The organism is Mucilaginibacter sp. dw_454 (assembly GCF_018449775.1).
Taxonomy (GTDB): Bacteria; Bacteroidota; Bacteroidia; order Sphingobacteriales; family Sphingobacteriaceae; genus Mucilaginibacter.
Genome location: NZ_JAAVVB010000003.1, coordinates 92,423 through 106,976 on the forward strand (window position 1 = coordinate 92,423; position 14,554 = coordinate 106,976).

The following is a 14,554-nucleotide window of genomic DNA, read 5'->3' on the forward strand; positions in this document are numbered from 1 at the left end:
TCAGACCGGGGTATAAAAAAAGAGCGATAGTTGCCTATCGCTCTAAATTAAAAAATTAATTTTTGATTACTATTATAAACCGAATGCGGCTTTAACTTTATCTACGTAGTCTAGTTTTTCCCAGGTAAACAGCTCAACTTCTTTAGTAATTACAGTTCCGTCATGATGCGTGAAGGTTTTGGTTACGGTTGTGCTGGGTTTACCAAAGTGGCCGTAAGCAGCAGTTTCGCTATAAATTGGATTGCGCAGTTTAAAACGGGTTTCGATAGCGTATGGAGTCATGTTGAAGATCTCTTCTACCTTTTTAGCAATCTCGCCATCATGTAAACCTAATTTGCTTGTACCGTAAGTATTTACATAGATACCCATTGGTTGCGCTACGCCGATAGCGTATGATACTTGTACCAATACCTCGCTGCAAACGCCGGCCGCAACCAGGTTTTTGGCAATGTGGCGGGTTGCATAAGCTGCAGAACGGTCAACTTTTGATGGGTCTTTACCAGAGAATGCACCACCACCGTGTGCGCCTTTACCACCATAGGTATCCACAATGATTTTACGGCCGGTTAAGCCGGTATCGCCATGCGGGCCGCCGATAACGAATTTGCCGGTAGGGTTAATATGGTATTTAATAGCATCATTAAAGAAATGAGCATATTTAGGATATTTAGCTTTAACACGTGGAATCAGGATACCGATAATATCAGTGCTGATTTTAGCCAGCATGGTTTTTTCTTCATCAAAATCGTCATGTTGGGTAGAGATTACGATAGCATCGATACGTGTTGGTACGTTGTTATCATCATACTCTAACGTCACCTGCGATTTAGCATCAGGGCGCAAATATTTAATCTCCGAATTTTCGCGGCGGATGGCAGCCAGCTCAATTAATAAAGCGTGAGCCAGATCCAGTGCCAATGGCATGTAGTTGTCGGTTTCGCTGGTGGCGTAACCAAACATCATACCCTGGTCGCCGGCGCCTTGCTCTTCTTTAGCCTGGCGGTCAACACCCTGGTTAATATCCGGCGATTGCTCGTGGATTGCTGAAAGCACACCGCATGAGCTGCCGTCAAACATATACTCGCCTTTGGTATAACCAATTTTGTTAATTACCTCGCGGGCAATTTTTTGAACATCTAAATAAGCTTTTGATTTTACCTCGCCGGCTAAAATAACCTGGCCGGTGGTAACTAATGTTTCGCAAGCAACCTTCGACTCAGGATCTAAAGCTAAAAAGTTATCAATCAATGCATCCGATATCTGATCGGCAACTTTATCCGGGTGTCCTTCTGATACGGACTCTGATGTAAATAAATATGGCATTTTAAAATGTTATTTTATTAAATAAAATAGAAAAGAAGGATTTAACGGAACTTTGTAAAGAAGATGGCTTTAGCACTTTTTTACGTGGTTGCAATCCGGTCTTGACGGGGCAAGACAACTAAATCAGTCCACTATTGGCCTCAAAATTAAAACAATTTTTACAAAGCAGAAAATAGATTTACTTTTGACCGCTAAAAATAAATTGTTGAAACGGAAAACGTTATTTATTATCAACCCAATATCGGGCGGGAAGAAGAAGGATGGGGTGCCTGAATTGGTTGACGCCCATTTTAAGGGTGATGCAACAATTGTATTTACCACCGGTGTATCTCATGCTAACCGTATAGCTGCCGAGGCTATTAATAACTATGATATGGTAGTTGCGGTAGGCGGCGATGGTACAGTTAATGAAATTGCATCGTCATTGGTAGGCAGTAAAACCATATTGGGGGTTGTGCCCTGCGGATCGGGTAACGGGTTGTCCAGGTTTTTGCAGATACCGATGAATATTGAAGACGCTATTAAAAACCTGAATGTTGGCGATGTTGCCGTGATCGACTCGGCACAGGCAAATGGCAAGCCTTTCTTTAATATGGCCGGGATGGGTTTTGACGCGCACATCAGCGAAGTGTTTTCGCATGGTAAAACGCGCGGCTTCATTACCTACATCAAATCATCGCTGCAAGAGATATTTAAATATAAGCCGCAGAGTTATCATATAGAGATTGATGGCAAATCTTATGAGCGCAGGGCTTTTATGTTAAGCTTTGCCAACTCATCGCAGTATGGCAACAATGCGCATATATCGCCACAGGCTTCTGTGCAAGACGGTTTGCTGGACGTTTGTATTATTAAACCATTTCCATTTTATCGCTTTATCGAGCTGGGTATTCGCATGTTTAATAAAACGGCAAACAAATCAGGCTTTGTTGAAATTATTCGCGGTAAGCATATTATAGTTAAGCGCAAAACAGACGGACCCCTGCACCTGGATGGCGAACCCGAAATTACCGGCACCGAAGTTAAGATCGATATCTTGCCACAGTCGCTAAATATTTTAGTGGGTAGTGGTTTTAATAGCATAGCATAAAAGTCAAGATTATTTATGTCCAAAAAGAACAAGAACTTTTCAGGCATCATGTACTCAACTGATCCTGGTTTTCAACCCGACAGCGGCAATAGCGGCAGCGCACCACAAACTTTACCGCCGCCGCAGCAAAGCCTCAGAATTTTCCTGGACCGTAAGGGTGGGGGTAAAATGGTGTCGGCAATAGCCGGATTTGTAGGCGCAGCTGATGATTTAGAAGCATTGGGCAAAAAGTTAAAAACCAAATGTGGCGTAGGCGGCAGTGTGAAAGATGGCGAAATATTAATTCAGGGCGATTTTAGGGACAAGCTACTGGCACTTTTACAAGCCGAGGGTTATAAAGTTAAAAAAGCAGGCGGCTAATATTATAATCTATCTAGCGATATTTTATAAACGTAATACTGCTTACTGCATAAAATAAGCTGCTTTATAAGTGACTGATTAATAAATGTATCAATTAAAAAACCTTTATTTTGGATGTTGACTAATTTTTTAGTTAATATTGCTATCAATAAAAAATAATTGGTCGATTACTTGTTTTAAAATATAAACTCACTAATATTGTGATACCAATTATAATAATACTAACAAACAAACATTATCAAAAGCAGTTATAATGTAACGTTTAAACTTGCGTTATAGAGTCACCGCTGTGATGGATATTGTATTTTGCCGTAGAAAAATAAAAGAGGAGAATTAACCCCGCCTTTTTGACGAATAGTATTTATAACAGGATAATTACAAGATTATAACAGTATAATTACACAAATTTTATAGTGCATAGCTTGCTATTTAAAAAAATAATAAGTTTTATTGTAAAAAATTGTTGTAACAAGTATTGTTTGGAGCTTTCTTGACGTTTTCGAAAGCGTTATAAGGGGCTACATTAAATAAATGTTAAAGAATAACAAAAGTCTTTTTTTATTTAGGTAAAATTCTATTTTTGTTATCCGCTTAAAGAAAATGCATATAATTAACTAACTAAAAATAAACAAAAACTAAAAACTAAAATTTAAAAGTAATGGCAAACGCACCAACAAAACCAACTACCGTTAAGACTGAAAGCTCAAGTGCATCTGGCATGTTTGCGACCTTAACCATCCCTCTTTGTCTAGTAGTTACTGTATTGATTTACGCCTTTGTTCTGGCGCATCCAAGCCACTACAAAGGTGGTGATGTAGACGCGGGTGAGCCGGTAGACATATTTGGTATCGTACACAGAGGTGGTGTATTAGTACCATTGGTAATGGGTTACGTATTAATGGTAATTGTATTCTCTATCGAGCGTTTTATCGTAATTGGTAAAGCTTCTGGTACTGCAAGCATAGATGCTTTTGTTAGAAAAATACAAGGCTTCTTAACTGCAGGTAACATTGACGCTGCTTCTGCAGAGTGCGACAAACAAAAAGGTTCTGTAGCAAACGTTATCAAATCAGGTTTGAAAAAATACCGCGAAATGGAATTGGAGACAACTTTAGACGTTGACCAAAAAACATTAGCTATCCAAAAAGACATTGAAGAAGCTACAGCTTTAGAAATGCCTATGTTAGAGCAAAACTTAACCATCATAGCAACTTTGGTTTCTATCGGTACATTATCTGGTCTGTTAGGTACTGTAATTGGTATGATCAAAGCGTTCCACGAGTTAGCGGGTTCTGGTGCAAATACTGCAGCTTTATCATCAGCTATCTCTGAAGCATTAGTTAACACCGCGTTAGGTATCAGTACTTCAGCTATCTCAATTGTAATGTACAATGTGTTTACATCAAAAATTGACGGCTTAACTTACGCTATCGACGAAACAGGTTTTAGCATTGTTTCTACCTTTGCTGCAACCCATAAAAACAAATAAATTTTAGTGTTAAATATATAATCGGGTCTGGCCTTAGCCAGACCTGGTATTCTAAATTTTTCAGTAACACTATATTTAAATTATTATGGCAAGAGCAAAAGTTTCAAGGAAGAGTACATCAATTGACATGACGGCGATGTGCGACGTTGCGTTTTTGTTGCTAACCTTCTTTATATTATCTGCAAAACCAAAAGTGCAGGACCCAATACATGCAGATATCCCTGCATCAACAACTATACAAGCGCTGCCTGAAGTGGATTTTTCAAGTCTTTTAGTAGCCGAAGGTAAAGTTGTATTTAGCGTTGAAGGCGGCGATGTACGTATGGAGACATTGAAAGGTATGGCCGATCAGTATAAAATTAGTTTCACACCTGACGAAATTAAGCAGTTTGCCTCTCTTGACAATTACGGCTTTTCAATTCAGTTTTTGAAACAATACCTGGCTATGACCCCGGCAGACAGGGCAAAATACCCTGTAACTGGCGTGCCTGTTGATACTACTGACAATAACGAGCTTTTCTGGTGGGTTAAAAACGCACGTAAGGCAGATAAGTTAGTGCATAACAAAGAGCTGAGAATTGCAATTAAAGGCGATGCAAAAGAGGAATATCCTACTATTGCTAAAATCATCAAGACCCTGCAGAAGCAAAAAGTTAACAAATTTGGTTTAATCACATCGCTTAAAACAGCGACAAAATAAAGAAACATGGCAGAATTAGATACCTCCGGCGGGGGTAAAAAGGGCGGGGGCAAGGTAAGAACCAAAAAACAGAGCACGCGAGTTGATTTAACCGCGATGGTGGATTTGGCGTTCTTGTTGATCACCTTCTTTATCCTTACCACAACACTGCAAAAGCCAAAGGCTATGGATCTTACCATGCCCGATAAAGACGAGAAAAACGACCAATTACCGGTACCTGCAACACGTACAATGACTGTACTTTTAGGTGCAAATAACAGGGTAGAGTGGTTTATGGGCCAACCAGGCAATCCTTTAACAGCACCAACTGTTACTGGTTTTGGTAAAAACGGTATCCGTCAGTCTTTATTGGACAAAGGCCAAGAGGTTAAAGCTAAATCAGGCAAATCTATGATCGTGTTGATCAAACCAAGCGACAAATCGACCTACTCTGACATGGTTAGTATGATGGACGAATTGAACATAGTTGGGAATGAGCAACGCGCTATTGTTGATATTACTCCACCGGAGATCGATCTCCTGAAGAGAGATAATGTTTATTAAAAATTAACGTAAAAATTAAAGATTCAAACTATGCTAAGATCTAAATTAGACATATTAAATCAGGACTGGATCGACGTTGTTTTTAACGGCAGAAACAAAGCTTACGGCGCGTATGAACTAAGAAAGAATAATTCCGGTAGAACTAACCGCGCTCTTTTTTTTGGTGCAGCATTTTTCGTATTTGTAATATCGTTACCAACAATCATCAATACGCTTGAAGGCTTTATTCCAAAAGCTCCTGTAAAAGTTAAGATTACCGACGTGGTGCTTACACCGCCGCCGGTTGATCAGAAAAAATTACCTCCTCCGCCACCACCAGAACCACCAAAACCAAAAGTGGATCAGGTAAAATTCCCGCCTCCGATTGTAAAACCGGATAACGAGGTGAAAGAGGAACCGCCAACTCAGAAAGATCTGAAAACTTCGGACCCTGGTCAAAAAGATCAAAAGGGTGACCCGAATGCAGATATCAGAATTGATGAGCCGGTTGGTAACAGCGATACAAAAGCAGTTACAGAGGAAGATCCAAACAAGATATTTAGCCAGGTAGAAAAACAACCGGCATTCCCGGGTGGTATGGAAGCATTTGGCAAATACTTGAGCGACAATATCAAATTCCCTGCTGTCGACAGAGAAAACGGCGTAAGTGGTAGGGTAATCTGTACTTTCGTTGTTGAAAGAGACGGTAGCTTAACTGATATTAAGCCGGTACGTGGCCCAAGCCAGACGATGATGGACGAGGCTGTTCGCGTGTTGAGAAAATCACCGAAATGGACACCGGGTATCCAAAATAATCGCCCGGTTCGTGTATCTTATACTATTCCAATCAACTTTACATTGGATTCACAAGAATAAGTGCATGCCATCTCATTTTCATAATAAGCAGAAATCGCTCAAAAGGCGATTTCTGCTCATTTTAGGCATAGCGGCATTTATATGCTATGTAGGTTTCGGTGTCACGATAATTTTTTGGGATCAGATATTGCCTGAATATGGAAACAAGAAGATCATATTTGGGGTATTACTTATAATTTACGGAGCTTTTAGATTTGGAAGGCTTTTTAAAAGAGAACAAACTGATGAAGAATAAAGCCGGATATTTAATTATAGGGTTATCAGTAATGATAGCATTGCAGAGCTGTAAACAAAAAGCAGCGCCTGCAGTACCCGAAGAAACCATTAATACCGGCACTGTTAAAATAGCTGCAGATGAGTCTGCACAACCCATTGTGGATGAAGTAACCTATTTATTTAAGCGATTGAATGAAAACGCACATCCTCAAGTTTCATACACTACTGAAAATGGCGTTTTAAGACGCTTGTTAAATGATAGTGTACGTTTTGCGGTACTTACCCGCCAATTAACGGCCGACGAAACCAAAGAATTAACCGCGCGCACACTACCGCCGGTTACCAACAGGTTTGCTGTTGATGCAGTTACGTTTATAGTCAACCAGGCTTCGGCCGATACGTTAATGACTGTTGGCGACATAAAAAAAATGCTTAACGGACAGACTAAAACCACTACCGATATCGTTTTTGATAATCCAAACTCTAGTTTGGTAAGGTATTTGAAAGACTTTTCCGGCAATAAAGACCTTAAACTAAAGAATGTCTTTGCAGTCAAAAACAATAAGGAGGTAATTAAATATATTAGCCAGCATCCGCAAGCGATAGGTATAACGGGGTTCGACTGGTTAAATGATCCGGATAGCGATTATGCAGCGGCTGTAAAGAAAGTAAAGATTGTAGCCATTAGGGACGAGCAAAGTAAAACAGCCCCTAATCAATACTTCAAACCCTCACAAACAACTTTGGCATTAAAACAGTACCCTTTTGCAAGAAATTTGTACCTTGTGAATTGTACCGGAAAATTAGGCTTAGGCACTGGTTTCGATCATTTTTTATTGAGCGACAGGGGCCAGAGGATAATTTTAAGATCAGGTTTATTGCCTGATTCATTACCCCAAAGGGAAATAGTTATTAAACGAAACTTTTAACACACATACTAACTAAAATTAATTAAGCAATGAAAATGATCAGTAAAATAGCTAATGTAGCATTGGGACTGGTATTTATCGGATCGGCTGTTTCTGCACAAACGCTGAGTGACGCTAAAAAAGCTATTGATGCCGAGCAATATCAGAAAGCAAAGGGTATGCTGAAAAACCTGACAGTTACACAAGCTAACAACGACGAAAACCTTTTTTATCTTGGATGGGTGTACCTGATCCAGGATTATCCGGATTCTGCAAAAGCCACCTTCACTAAGGGTATTTCAGTTAATCCAAAATCAGCCTTAAACTACGTGGGTTTAGGTGCTGTTGCATTATCAGCAAATGATAATGCAGGCGCTACATCTAACTTTACTCAGGCAACTACTGTTGCAGCTAAAAAAGATGACCAGCCCTATTTATACATAGGTAAAGCTTATTTGCTGGATGCTAAAGACGGTAAATTCCCACCGGCAAAAGCAAACGCAGCTATTGATGCTTTAACAAAAGCAAAAACTATTAACCCTAAAGACGCAGAAGCTCAAGTTATATTAGGTAATGCTTACCGTTCGCAATTAAACAGTAACTCTGCCTATGATGCTTACCAGGCTGCTTTAGCGCTTGATCCAAAATCGCCGAGTGCAAATGTAGCTACAGGCGTACTATGGCGCTATGCTGATAACTTTGATGATTCTGAAAAACAATTTCAGGCAGCTATAGCTATCGACCCTAATTATGGCCCGGCTTATCGCGAATTGGCTGAGACTGATTTGACCGAAGCACAAGTAAACATTAAAGTTGCTTCTGCTAAAGTAAAAGAAGGCGTTGCTAACTATCAAAAATACATTAACCTTACTGACGAATCGGTAGAGTCATTGATGCGTTATGCCGACTTCCTTGTAAATGCAGGTGATTACACTACGCTGCAAGATGTTGCCACTAAATTGACCAAGAGCCAGAATGCAAACGCTCGTGTTTACCGTTACCTGGCTTATGCAGCTTACGAAAACAAAGACTATGCAGCCGGTTTAACTGCGATGAATAACTGGTTTGCTAAAGCAACACCTAGCCGTATTTTACCACGCGATTATCAATATTTAGGTCAACTACAACTGGCTGCCGGTAAAGACACTACAGAAGCTATTAAGAACTTGACTAAAGCCGCTGATCTTGATTCGGCTAAAGCTCAGGATATCTTTACAGATCTTGGAAAAATGATGTTTGCTAAATCAAAATATATTGAAGCAGGTAACGCGTATGACGAAGTACTTAAAAGGGTACACGGTAAGCCACTGCTTACTGAGCATTTTTATGCTGCTTACTCTTACTATTTTGCTTTCAGAGCACAAAAGAAAACGCATAACCAAGACTCAACACTGATTGTAAGAGCCGATACACTATTAGGTGATTACCTGAAAAATACCCAGGCGCCGGTTATTCAGGCTTTGACTACCCGTGCTTACATCACCGATTTTAGAGATACGTCTTTCACTAATTTGAAAGGTCTTTCAAAACCACGTTACGAGCAAATTATTACCTATGTAAGTGCTAAACCTACACCAACTGCTTCAGAAAAAAACGCACTGGCAGCAGCTTACGCTTATTTGGGTAACTATTATGAGTATCATGATAAGGACGATGTAAAAGCGAATGAGAACTTTACAAAAGCGAGGGATGCTAACCCGGATAACGCTTATGCTAAGTTCTATTTTGATCAAAAAAATGCACCGCCGACACCAACCCCAGCGGCAAAGCCAAAAAAGACAAGTAAATAATATCAAAATAAAAAAGGCCTCAATTGAGGCCTTTTTTATTAACAGTGCATTTGTATATTTGCACCCATGGAAGTACAAAGTTTACCGGTAAATTATTTACCAATCATTTTTCAGATGATTGTGGCTATTGGTTTTGTGGTTACTACAATGTTTGTTACCCACAAAATAGGCCCTAAGCGCGAAACCAAAGATAAACTGACGCCGTTCGAGTCGGGTATTGAGGTTATTGGTAACGCCCGTACACCTATCTCTATTAAATATTTCCTGGTAGCTATACTGTTTGTTTTGTTTGATGTTGAGGTGATATTTATGTATCCCTGGGCAGTAAACTTTAAAGAGCTTGGCTCAAGCGGTATGATAGAGATGTTTATCTTTATGGCTACGCTACTGGCGGGTTTTATTTACGTCATCAAAAAAGGCGCTTTAAACTGGGATTAAATACACCTTCCAACCCTCCCCGGTAGGGAGGGCTATATGTCATTTTTTATAAAAGAAAAACAAAAAAATCTCCCCAGCCGGGGGAGATTTAGAAGGGACTGATTTACTTAGTTTAGAATAATTCTAAATATATCTCCGAAGGTTATTAGTGTACTAAATACAAGGTTTTTTATCATAAATTTGCGCTTTCTATCCATGTTTTTGGACAGATATTTGTTTAATAGATTTCATGAGTGATATTCAAATAGTTGGTGCCCCGGCCGGTGTGGAAGGTGCAGGATTTTTTGCTACTTCGCTGGATCAGGCGGTAGGTTTGGCTCGCGCAAACTCTTTATGGCCATTGCCTTTTGCAACTTCATGCTGCGGTATTGAGTTCATGGCAACCATGGCTTCACATTATGACTTGTCGAGATTTGGTGCAGAACGTTTAAGTTTCTCACCTCGTCAGGCCGATCTTTTAATGGTGATGGGTACTATCGCTAAAAAAATGGGTCCGGTACTGCGCCAGGTATACCTGCAAATGGCCGAGCCGCGTTGGGTAATGGCTGTTGGTGCCTGTGCATCAAGCGGTGGTATATTTGATACCTATTCTGTATTGCAGGGTATTGACGAGATTATCCCGGTTGACGTTTATGTACCCGGATGCCCGCCGCGCCCTGAAGCTATTATTGATGGCTTTATGCACATCCAGGAGTTGGTTAAAACCGAATCATTACGCAGGAGAAATGCGCCTGAGTATCAAAAACTATTAGCTTCATACGGAATTCAGTAATGGGTAAGATCACTAACGAAGAGCTTTTAAGCAGTATCAATAGTAAATTTGAAGGCAAAATTACTGTAACAGGCGAACCTTTTGGCCTGCTAACCATTGAAACCGGTACAGATAGCATTATTGAATTATTGGGTTATCTTAAAAACGACCCAACCTTTCAATTCATATATTTAACAGACATTACCGCCGTGCATTATCCTGAACAGGAGAAAGCTATTGGTATAATATATCACTTACACAGCCTGGTAAACAATGTGCGTATCCGCATAAAAGTGTTTATTGATGGTGTTGCTTGCCACATACCTACGGCTACTGTGTTATGGCAGGGTGCCAACTGGATGGAACGCGAAACGTATGACTTCTTCGGAGTTATATTTGACGGCCACCCTGATTTGCGCAGAATATTAAATGTTGACGACATGACCGCCTTCCCGATGAGAAAAGAGTTCCCGCTGGAAGACCCTAATCGTGTTGATAAAAAAGATTACTTTTTCGGACGATAAGAGATGCAAAACCATCCGGTATATACAGATAACGATCCGCAGAACGAAAATTCTACCCTCAACCTGGGTCCAACCCACCCGGCTACACATGGGGTATTTCAAAACGTACTGCAGTTAGATGGCGAAAGAATTGTTAGTGGTGTTTCAACCATTGGCTATATTCACCGCGCTTTTGAAAAAATTGCCGAACACAGGCCATTTTACCAGATAACTCCATTAACAGACCGCTTAAACTACTGCTCGTCGCCCATAAATAACATGGGTTGGCACATGACGGTTGAGAAGCTGCTAGGCATCACCACCCCAAAACGTGTTGATTACCTGCGTGTCATCGTAATGGAGCTGGCCCGCATCTCTGACCACATTGTTTGTAACGGTGTATTGGGTGTAGATACCGGCGCATTTACAGGCTTCCTGTACATGATGGAGTTCCGCGAATCGATCTATGAAATTTATGAAGAAGTTTGCGGCTCTCGCTTAACAACCAACATTGGCCGTATAGGTGGTTTCGAGCGTAATTTTAATGCTAAAGCTTTTGATAAGTTGCGTAAGTTTTTGGTTGAGTTTCCTAAAACACTGAAACAGTTTGAAGCGCTGTTTAACCGTAACCGCATATTTGTTGATCGTACGAAAGACGTAGCTGCGGTTACTGCCGAAGATGCGTTGAACTATAGCTGGAGTGGCCCTTTATTGCGCGCTGCCGGTGTTGATTACGATGTTAGAGCAATGAACCCATACTCATCATACGAAGACTTCGATTTTGAAGTACCGGTAGGAGAGAATGGCGACGTTTACAATCGTTTCCTGGTGCGTAACGAGGAGATGTGGCAAAGTATGCGCATCATTGAGCAAGCATTGGTTAAGCTGGAAAAAGAACCAACCGATATTTTCCACGCCGACGTACCTGAGTTTTACCTGCCTCCAAAAGAAGAAGTTTACAATAACATGGAAGCGCTAATCTATCACTTTAAAATTGTGATGGGCGAGATCCCTACCCCAACTACCGAAGTATATCACTCGGTTGAGGGCGCTAACGGCGAGTTAGGTTTTTATTTAGTGAATGATGGTGGTCGCTCGCCATACCGTTTGCACTTCCGCAGACCAAGTTTTATTAATTACCAGATGTACGCCCCAATGAGTAGGGGTATGTTACTGTCTGACGCGATAATTAACATGAGTAGTTTAAACGTTATAGCCGGAGAATTAGATGCTTAGAGTTGAAGATACCGTACAAAGTCCGGTTGAATTTTCAGCCGCTTTAATAGCTCAGTTTGATGATGTAGTAAGTCGTTATCCGGCAGGAAAACAAAAATCGGCGTTGTTACCGATTTTACATTTGGTACAAGCCGAATTTGGCTGGACAAGCGCCCCTGCAATGGATAAAGTAGCCGAATATCTACAGCTTCAGCCTATTGAAGTTTATGAGGTAGCCTCATTTTATTCGATGTACTTTTTGCGTCCGCAAGGTAAATATGTGCTGGAAGTTTGCCGTACCGGGCCTTGCTGCCTGGTTGGTGCAGAGAAGATAATGGATCACCTGGAACAAAAAATTGGTAAAGAAGGCGAAGTTACTGCCGACGGCTTATTTAGCTGGCGCGGTGTTGAGTGCCTGGCAGCCTGCGGTTTTGCGCCGGTTTTACAGATAGGTCCTGAATATACGTTTTACGAAAAATTAACTAACGAGTCGGTTGATCAGTTGATCACTGACTTAAAGGCAAAAGGATAAATCAATTACCGTGCAATGGATAATGCAAATCTGATACTTGGAGATTCATTATTTGCATTAGGCCTGCTGCTGGTAATTGCTACTAACGGAATAAGAGACTACGGAATTATACTGGTACCCTTGCTTGTTGTAGCATTTGCCAGTTGTGTAGTAAGACATATTAACTATTATAACGAAACCGGAAGGTATTTTTAAGCTGATGACCACTAAAAGAATGATGATTATAAGGGATATAGTATACACGATATTGATTATCGCGTTTTTACTTCCCGGCGATCTGAACCCATTTGCAGGAATTAATTTTGGTTTTAAAATACTGATTGCGTTTTTAATGTTGAGCACGCGGATTTTCCAGCATGTTAACTATTATAAGGCAACGGGAAAAATATATTAAGAAGATGGGACGCAAATTACTTTTAGAACATATTAACGTACCCGGCATCAATACTTTTGAGGTATATCGCCAAAAAGGCGGTTACGCATCGGTAGAGAAAGCTTTAAAGAAAATGACACCCGATGAAGTGGTGGAAGAAGTAAAGAAGTCGGGCTTGCGCGGCCGTGGTGGTGCGGGTTTTCCTACCGGCATGAAATGGAGCTTTTTAGCTAAGCCTGAAGGTGTTGCACGTTACCTGGTTTGTAATGGCGATGAGTCTGAACCGGGCACTTTCAAAGATCGTTTCCTGATGACCTATATTCCTCACTTACTAATTGAGGGCATGATCACCAGCAGCTACGCGCTGGGTGCTAATACATCATACATTTACGTACGCGGCGAAATGATGCCGCAAATCCGCATCCTGGAAAAAGCCATTGCCGAAGCAAAAGCAAATGGTTTCCTGGGTAAAAATATTTTAGGTACCGGTTATGACCTGGAGCTGTATGTACAACCTGGTGGTGGTGCTTACATCTGCGGCGAAGAAACTGCCTTATTAGAATCACTGGAAGGTAAACGTGGTAACCCGCGCATTAAACCACCATTCCCGGCTATTGCGGGTTTGTATGGTTGCCCTACCGTGGTGAACAACGTTGAATCTATAGCAGCGGTAGTCCCTATCATTAACGATGGTGGCGAGGAGTATGCTAAATTGGGCATAGGCCGTAGTACCGGTACCAAACTGATATCTGCAGGCGGTAACCTGGTTAAACCGGGTGTATACGAAATAGATTTGGGCCTGCCGGTTGAAGAATTTTTATATAGCGATGAGTATTGCGGCGGTATTGCCAACGGCAAACGTTTAAAAGCGGTTGTTGCAGGTGGTTCATCGGTGCCAATTTTACCGGCTAATCTGTTCCTGAAAACCATTAATGGCGAAGGCCGCTTGATGAGCTATGAGTCATTGTCTGACGGTGGTTTTGTTAGCGGATCGATGATGGGTTCGGGTGGTTTTATTGCGTTTGATGAGGATCAGTGTATCGTTAGAAATACCTGGAACTTCGCCCGCTTTTATCACCATGAAAGCTGCGGACAATGTTCGCCTTGCCGTGAGGGTACTGGCTGGATGGAGAAAGTATTACATCGTCTTGAAAACGGTCATGGCAGCATGAGCGACATGGATTTGTTGGTTGATGTAGCTAAAAAAATTGAAGGTAATACCATTTGCCCGTTGGGCGATGCAGCAGCCTGGCCGGTAGCCAGTGCGATACGCCATTTCCGCGATGAGTTTGAATGGCACGTAACGCATGCAAGTGAAGCGGTGACCAGGAATTATGGATTGGCGCATTATGCAGATCCGTTGCCTAAGCCAGAGCCGAAACCGGAAGCGACGGCATAAATAAAAAAAGGTTGTCATTGCGAGCGTAGCGTGGCAATCTCAAGGAGGCAAAGCAATCATGCAAAGTTC

The 14,554-nt window shown here is 41.2% G+C and carries 17 protein-coding genes; 16 read left to right on the forward strand and 1 reads right to left on the reverse strand.

Features of this window, described 5'->3' with window-relative positions:
* Positions 1 to 72 precede the first annotated feature (72 nt).
* Complete coding sequence (gene metK / locus HB679_RS10850; protein ID WP_214072002.1) at positions 73 to 1,323, reverse strand: methionine adenosyltransferase; 1,251 nt, start codon at positions 1,321 to 1,323, stop codon at positions 73 to 75.
* Between the two features lie 184 nt (positions 1,324 to 1,507).
* On the opposite strand from metK, the gene HB679_RS10855 reads away from it, so the two are divergent.
* The 16 genes from HB679_RS10855 (at position 1,508) to nuoF (ending at position 14,485) form a co-directional block, all read left to right on the forward strand.
* On the forward strand, positions 1,508 to 2,413 hold the full coding sequence (locus HB679_RS10855; RefSeq protein WP_255547585.1) for a diacylglycerol kinase family protein: 906 nt from the start codon (positions 1,508 to 1,510) through the stop codon (positions 2,411 to 2,413).
* A 15-nt stretch (positions 2,414 to 2,428) separates the two neighbouring features.
* The gene (locus tag HB679_RS10860) at positions 2,429 to 2,773 is read left to right on the forward strand and encodes a translation initiation factor (RefSeq protein WP_214072003.1); all 345 of its coding nucleotides are present in this window, start codon (positions 2,429 to 2,431) and stop codon (positions 2,771 to 2,773) included.
* Between the two features lie 658 nt (positions 2,774 to 3,431).
* On the forward strand, positions 3,432 to 4,262 hold the full coding sequence (locus HB679_RS10865; RefSeq protein WP_214072004.1) for a MotA/TolQ/ExbB proton channel family protein: 831 nt from the start codon (positions 3,432 to 3,434) through the stop codon (positions 4,260 to 4,262).
* Between the two features lie 85 nt (positions 4,263 to 4,347).
* A complete protein-coding gene (locus HB679_RS10870; RefSeq protein WP_214072005.1) occupies positions 4,348 to 4,962 on the forward strand; it encodes a biopolymer transporter ExbD in 615 nt (204 codons plus the stop codon).
* A 6-nt stretch (positions 4,963 to 4,968) separates the two neighbouring features.
* Positions 4,969 to 5,505, forward strand: coding sequence for a biopolymer transporter ExbD (locus tag HB679_RS10875; RefSeq protein ID WP_214072006.1), 537 nt, complete (start codon positions 4,969 to 4,971; stop codon positions 5,503 to 5,505).
* A gap of 30 nt (positions 5,506 to 5,535) precedes the next feature.
* Entirely contained in the window at positions 5,536 to 6,360 is an 825-nt protein-coding gene (locus HB679_RS10880) for an energy transducer TonB (protein ID WP_214072007.1), read from the forward strand.
* A 224-nt stretch (positions 6,361 to 6,584) separates the two neighbouring features.
* Positions 6,585 to 7,505 carry a substrate-binding domain-containing protein gene (locus HB679_RS10885; RefSeq protein WP_214072008.1) on the forward strand — a complete coding sequence of 307 codons (921 nt, stop codon included), beginning with the start codon at positions 6,585 to 6,587 and terminating at the stop codon, positions 7,503 to 7,505.
* A 29-nt stretch (positions 7,506 to 7,534) separates the two neighbouring features.
* A complete protein-coding gene (locus tag HB679_RS10890; RefSeq protein WP_214072009.1) occupies positions 7,535 to 9,274 on the forward strand; it encodes a tetratricopeptide repeat protein in 1,740 nt (579 codons plus the stop codon).
* A gap of 66 nt (positions 9,275 to 9,340) precedes the next feature.
* Positions 9,341 to 9,712, forward strand: coding sequence for an NADH-quinone oxidoreductase subunit A (locus HB679_RS10895; RefSeq protein WP_214072010.1), 372 nt, complete (start codon positions 9,341 to 9,343; stop codon positions 9,710 to 9,712).
* 229 nt (positions 9,713 to 9,941) lie between these two features.
* A complete protein-coding gene (locus HB679_RS10900) occupies positions 9,942 to 10,484 on the forward strand; it encodes an NADH-quinone oxidoreductase subunit B (protein ID WP_214072011.1) in 543 nt (180 codons plus the stop codon).
* Positions 10,484 to 10,987, forward strand: a complete 504-nt coding sequence (locus HB679_RS10905) for an NADH-quinone oxidoreductase subunit C (protein WP_214072012.1) — start codon at positions 10,484 to 10,486, stop codon at positions 10,985 to 10,987. Before HB679_RS10900 ends, HB679_RS10905 begins: the two co-directional genes overlap by 1 nt.
* A gap of 3 nt (positions 10,988 to 10,990) precedes the next feature.
* Positions 10,991 to 12,202, forward strand: a complete 1,212-nt coding sequence (locus tag HB679_RS10910; protein ID WP_214072013.1) for an NADH-quinone oxidoreductase subunit D — start codon at positions 10,991 to 10,993, stop codon at positions 12,200 to 12,202.
* Positions 12,195 to 12,713 (forward strand): NAD(P)H-dependent oxidoreductase subunit E, encoded by a 519-nt coding sequence (locus HB679_RS10915; RefSeq protein WP_214072014.1) that lies wholly within the window; start codon positions 12,195 to 12,197, stop codon positions 12,711 to 12,713. The genes HB679_RS10910 and HB679_RS10915 overlap by 8 nt, the downstream gene beginning before the upstream one ends.
* A 15-nt stretch (positions 12,714 to 12,728) precedes the next feature.
* A complete protein-coding gene (locus tag HB679_RS10920) occupies positions 12,729 to 12,908 on the forward strand; it encodes a hypothetical protein (RefSeq protein WP_214072015.1) in 180 nt (59 codons plus the stop codon).
* Positions 12,909 to 12,912: 4 nt separating this feature from the next.
* Positions 12,913 to 13,107 carry a hypothetical protein gene (locus HB679_RS10925; protein ID WP_214072016.1) on the forward strand — a complete coding sequence of 65 codons (195 nt, stop codon included), beginning with the start codon at positions 12,913 to 12,915 and terminating at the stop codon, positions 13,105 to 13,107.
* A gap of 4 nt (positions 13,108 to 13,111) precedes the next feature.
* The gene (nuoF, locus tag HB679_RS10930) at positions 13,112 to 14,485 is read left to right on the forward strand and encodes an NADH-quinone oxidoreductase subunit NuoF (protein ID WP_214072017.1); all 1,374 of its coding nucleotides are present in this window, start codon (positions 13,112 to 13,114) and stop codon (positions 14,483 to 14,485) included.
* The last annotated feature ends 69 nt before the right edge of the window (positions 14,486 to 14,554 follow it).

Bases quoted from the DNA above. Each gene is read 5' to 3' on its own strand.
- metK (WP_214072002.1), bottom strand. From the start codon at position 1,323: ATGCCATATTTATTTACATCAGAGTCCGTATCAGAAGGACACCCGGAT.
- HB679_RS10860 (WP_214072003.1), top strand. From the start codon at position 2,429: ATGTCCAAAAAGAACAAGAACTTTTCAGGCATCATGTACTCAACTGAT.
- HB679_RS10865 (WP_214072004.1), top strand. From the start codon at position 3,432: ATGGCAAACGCACCAACAAAACCAACTACCGTTAAGACTGAAAGCTCA.
- HB679_RS10870 (WP_214072005.1), top strand. From the start codon at position 4,348: ATGGCAAGAGCAAAAGTTTCAAGGAAGAGTACATCAATTGACATGACG.
- HB679_RS10875 (WP_214072006.1), top strand. From the start codon at position 4,969: ATGGCAGAATTAGATACCTCCGGCGGGGGTAAAAAGGGCGGGGGCAAG.
- HB679_RS10880 (WP_214072007.1), top strand. From the start codon at position 5,536: ATGCTAAGATCTAAATTAGACATATTAAATCAGGACTGGATCGACGTT.
- HB679_RS10885 (WP_214072008.1), top strand. From the start codon at position 6,585: ATGAAGAATAAAGCCGGATATTTAATTATAGGGTTATCAGTAATGATA.
- HB679_RS10890 (WP_214072009.1), top strand. From the start codon at position 7,535: ATGAAAATGATCAGTAAAATAGCTAATGTAGCATTGGGACTGGTATTT.
- HB679_RS10895 (WP_214072010.1), top strand. From the start codon at position 9,341: ATGGAAGTACAAAGTTTACCGGTAAATTATTTACCAATCATTTTTCAG.
- HB679_RS10900 (WP_214072011.1), top strand. From the start codon at position 9,942: ATGAGTGATATTCAAATAGTTGGTGCCCCGGCCGGTGTGGAAGGTGCA.
- HB679_RS10905 (WP_214072012.1), top strand. From the start codon at position 10,484: ATGGGTAAGATCACTAACGAAGAGCTTTTAAGCAGTATCAATAGTAAA.
- HB679_RS10910 (WP_214072013.1), top strand. From the start codon at position 10,991: ATGCAAAACCATCCGGTATATACAGATAACGATCCGCAGAACGAAAAT.
- HB679_RS10915 (WP_214072014.1), top strand. From the start codon at position 12,195: ATGCTTAGAGTTGAAGATACCGTACAAAGTCCGGTTGAATTTTCAGCC.
- HB679_RS10920 (WP_214072015.1), top strand. From the start codon at position 12,729: ATGGATAATGCAAATCTGATACTTGGAGATTCATTATTTGCATTAGGC.
- HB679_RS10925 (WP_214072016.1), top strand. From the start codon at position 12,913: ATGACCACTAAAAGAATGATGATTATAAGGGATATAGTATACACGATA.
- nuoF (WP_214072017.1), top strand. From the start codon at position 13,112: ATGGGACGCAAATTACTTTTAGAACATATTAACGTACCCGGCATCAAT.